At 65.3% G+C, this 3,786-nt stretch carries 5 protein-coding genes; all 5 read right to left on the bottom strand.

Features of this window, described 5'->3' with window-relative positions; all coding sequences use genetic code 11:
- Positions 1 to 366 (bottom strand): LLM class flavin-dependent oxidoreductase (locus EN893_RS23345; RefSeq protein WP_164901043.1); only part of this gene is annotated, 366 nt, incomplete at its 3' end.
- A 91-nt stretch (positions 367 to 457) separates the two neighbouring features.
- Entirely contained in the window at positions 458 to 1,411 is a 954-nt protein-coding gene (locus EN893_RS23340; RefSeq protein WP_127269228.1) for a sulfonate ABC transporter substrate-binding protein, read from the bottom strand.
- A 582-nt stretch (positions 1,412 to 1,993) separates the two neighbouring features.
- On the bottom strand, positions 1,994 to 2,179 hold the full coding sequence (locus EN893_RS23335; RefSeq protein ID WP_127269227.1) for a hypothetical protein: 186 nt from the start codon (positions 2,177 to 2,179) through the stop codon (positions 1,994 to 1,996).
- A gap of 29 nt (positions 2,180 to 2,208) precedes the next feature.
- Positions 2,209 to 3,069, bottom strand: a complete 861-nt coding sequence (locus EN893_RS23330; RefSeq protein ID WP_127269226.1) for an ABC transporter permease subunit — start codon at positions 3,067 to 3,069, stop codon at positions 2,209 to 2,211.
- The coding region (locus EN893_RS23325; RefSeq protein WP_128361804.1) for a taurine ABC transporter ATP-binding protein at positions 3,066 to 3,786 on the bottom strand (721 nt) is incomplete at its 5' end. The genes EN893_RS23330 and EN893_RS23325, both read right to left, overlap by 4 nt.

Below are 3,786 nucleotides of genomic sequence, written 5' to 3'. Positions count from 1 at the left end.
GGCCAGGACCTCGCCGCCGACCACGACATTGAGCAGCAGGCGGCCATTGCTCAAGCGATCGAGGGCGGCGGTCTGGCGCGCGGCGAAAGTCGGCAGCGTGACACCCGGCCGCAGCGCAACGAGAAACTTCAGCTTTTCGGTCAGCGTCGCGAGACCTGTCGCGGTGATCCAGGAATCCTCGCAGTTCTGACCCGTGGGCAGCAGCACGCCGGGAAAGCCGAGCCGGTCGACCGCTTGCGCGATCTCCTTGAAGTAGCCGAATTCGGGCGGTCGCTGCTGCTCCTCGGAACCGAGATAAGAACCGTCGCCATGCGTCGGGATGAACCAGAAGAAATCGAGCGGTGCGGTGCTGGCAGGCGCGGTCATGTCTGGCACAGTCACGGGCGGATCTCCTGTAGATATGGGTGCAAACGCAAATGGCGCCGGGCGTACTCACCCGGCGCCGTCAGGGGACAAGTTAGTTGCCGGGTGCCGTCCACACCGCGTCGGAGATGCGGACCGCTTTCGGGATCAGCCCGAGCTTGTAAAAGCGGTCGGCGGTGGCCTGCTGGCCGGCGATGATCTCGTCGGTGATCGGAAAGATGCCGAACTTGGTGCGGTTGGCGGCGATGATCTGCGCGTCGAGCGGCACGCCGGTGACCTCATGCAGCGCCGCGGCCACCTTGTCTCGGTTCTGGTCGGCCCATTTCGCCGCCTCGCCAAGCGCCGATATCGTCGTTGTGATGGTTTCGGGATGCGCCTTGGCGAAATCCTTGTTGGCGAGGAAGTAGGTGTTAACCTTGAGCACCTCGCTGGAGCGGGCCAGCACACGCGGCTGGTAGCGGGTTTCGGCGATGGCGAAGAACGGATCCCAAACGCTCCAGGCATCGATCTGGTCGCTGGCGAAGGCTGCGGCTGCATCCGCCGGGCTGAGATAGACCGGCGTGATCTGGTCGAAGGCAAGGCCAGCCTTTTCCAGCGCCGCGACGAGCAGATTATGCGCGCTGGTGCCCTTGCCGACGCCGACGCGCTTGCCCTTGAGATCGGCGATCGACTGGATCGGCGACGCCGGCTTGACGAAGATCGCCTCGCCCTCGCCATTCGACGGCAGCGCGGCGGCATAGACGATGTTGGCCCCCGCCGACTGGCCGAAGATCGGCGGTGCGTCGCCGGTCCAGCCGACATCGATGGCGCCGACATTGAGCGCCTCGACCAGCGGCGGCCCGGCGGTGAACTCGACCCATTTGACCGTCACGCCCTTGTCTTCAAGGGCCTTTTCGATCACCTGCTGCTGTCTGGCGATCACCGGCAGGCCGGTCTTCTGATAGCCGATGCTGAGCTGCTTCAGCTCCTGCGCTGTGGCGCCGGATGACACGGCAACCGTCGCCGCCAGCAGGCCGATGCCGAAAACACGTCTCGTTAGATTGAACATTGATCCTCTCCTTCGATGCGGATCGGCGCCGGGAAAATGGCCTCGCCGGTTGGAAGATGGATCAGGCTAGGTAGTTCTATAAATTTAGTAGAGGAATGATTTTGCGAGTTGAGGCATCGATGTGGAATTGTCTTCTACGGCAGCCCAGAATTCGTCATCCTAGGGCGGAGCAAGGAGCGAAGCGACGCGGCGCAGACCCTAGGATCCATGCCGTGACATTGGCTTTAGGATGCAACGGATCAGAATGGCGCTTGCACGCCCAATAACGCGGGCTACCCTGAAACCATGACCGGCTACGTCTACATGACCGCGAGCCAGAAGCGCGGCACGATGCCATCCAGCGCGAGAAGTCACTGAAGCGCTGGCCACGTCAATGGAAGATCGAGTTGATCGAAAAAGCCAATCCAGAGTGGTTCGAGCTCTTTCGTGGAACCGGCTGGTAGGCGCTCGGTTTCTTTCACCGCCGGAGCATGGCATCACCGTCGCGGCATGGATCCTAGGGTCTGCGCTGCGTCGCTTCGCTCCTTGCTCCGCCCTAGGATGACGAAGACGCGGGGACGGCGCAAAGTCGCACCGCCCCCTTCACTGCGACCAATACTGCCAGGCCCAGTAAAAACTCTCGTCGCGTGGCGGCAGGCGGTCGCGCTCGGCGTCCCAGCGGACCGGCGTTGGCGATTTCGGTTGCTGTTCTGGCGGCTGGCTTTCCCTGGTCCAGGCGAGAAGCCAGTTACCGGCTTGGGCGAACAGCACGGCGGTGGAATGGGTCATCGTCATTCTCCTGCTCCTCTGGGCTCCGATCATTCGCGTCCCGCCCACGGGACGAGCACGCGCTCGATCCTGCGGATGGTGAATTCGAGCACGAAGGCGATGGCCGCGATTACCAGTATGCCCATCACCACCACGTCGGTGACGAGGAACTGGGCGGCCGACTGGATCATGAAGCCAAGCCCGCGTGTCGCCGCCACCAGTTCGGCGGCGACCAGCGTCGACCAGCCGGCGCCGAGCGCGATGCGCAGGCCGGTCAGGATCGACGGCAGCGCGCTGGGCAGGATGACGTGGCGGACCACTTGGCGCTGGGTAGCACCCAGCGAGCGCGCCGCGTTGATGCGCTCCTGCGAGACGCCGCGAACGCCGGACGCGGTCGACAGCGCCACCGGCGCCAGCATGGAAATAGTGATCACCAGGATCTTCGACGGTTCGCCGATGCCGAACCAGATGATGACCAGCGGCAAGTAGGCAAGCGGCGGGATAGGCCGCAGGAATTCCAGCAGCGGATCGAAGATGCCGCGCCCGATCGCGCTGATGCCGATGGCGAGACCAACCGGCACGCCAATGGCAAGGGCGGCGACCAGCGCGGCGAATACTCGCCACAGGCTGGCGACGGCATGCTGCAGCAGCGTAGCATCGACGAAGCCGTCACGGGCGACGGTGATGAACTTGTTCCACACGGCGGCAGGTGATGGCAGGAACACTGGCGACACCAGTTGCAGGCGGGCCGACAGCGCCCACAGCGCCAGCACCACCAGGATGGTCACAGCGCTGACCGCGCGGGCCGAAACGCCTTTGCGCTTGGGGCTGGGTCGCGACCATGGCACCGACAGGCCGTCGGCCTCGTCGATCTTGTGTCCCGGCCGCTCGGTGTAGGAGGTAACGGTCATGCCGCCTCTCCTTCGAAGATCGCGTCGGTCAATTCGCCACGCGCCACCGCAAAAGCCGGATCGGCCTTGATGGTGCGGATGGCTTCGCCCGATGCGTAGCGCCTGGAGAAGCCGGGTTCAAAAGTCCGCACCACGCGGCCTGGGCCGGGCGCTAGCACGACGATGCGGGTGGCCAGCACCAGCGCCTCCTCGATGCCATGCGTCACCATCAGCACGCCGACCTCGCTTGCCGTCCACAGATCGAGCAGCGTCGTCTGCATGCGTTCGCGCGTCAGCGCATCGAGCGCGCCGAGCGGTTCGTCGAGCAGCAGGAATTCGGGTTCGGCGGCGAGCGCCCGGGCCAGGCCGACGCGCTGGCGCATGCCGCCGGAAAGCTCCCAGATGCGCTTGTCGCCGGCGTCGGTGAGCTTCACCAGCGCCAGCAGCTCATCGGCGCGCTGCGCCCGCTCGGCTGGCCTGACACCGCGCAGCCTGAGCGCGAAGGCAACGTTTTCGCGCGCCGTCAGCCATGGGAACAGCGCGTCGTTCTGGAACACCACCGCCCGGTCCGAGCCCGGCGCGGTGATCGGCTTGCCGTTGATGGAGGCGCGCCCGCGTGCCGGCGCGACAAGGCCGGCGGCGACGTTGAGCAGCGAGGTCTTGCCGCAGCCGGACCGGCCGACCAGCACGACGAAATCGCCCTTGGCGACATCGATCGACACCCGTTCGACGGAAGGC

Origin of the sequence: Mesorhizobium sp. M7A.F.Ca.CA.004.04.2.1, from assembly GCF_004022825.1 — a bacterium.
In the GTDB taxonomy this organism is placed as follows: Bacteria; Pseudomonadota; Alphaproteobacteria; order Rhizobiales; family Rhizobiaceae; genus Mesorhizobium.
This window is presented reverse-complemented; position numbering and strand designations above follow the sequence as displayed.

What these genes read in the sequence shown, in the direction of transcription:
- EN893_RS23340 (WP_127269228.1), bottom strand. Translation starts at nt 1,411, where the DNA reads ATGTTCAATCTAACGAGACGTGTTTTCGGCATCGGCCTGCTGGCGGCG.
- EN893_RS23335 (WP_127269227.1), bottom strand. Translation starts at nt 2,179, where the DNA reads ATGACCCATTCCACCGCCGTGCTGTTCGCCCAAGCCGGTAACTGGCTT.
- EN893_RS23330 (WP_127269226.1), bottom strand. Translation starts at nt 3,069, where the DNA reads ATGACCGTTACCTCCTACACCGAGCGGCCGGGACACAAGATCGACGAG.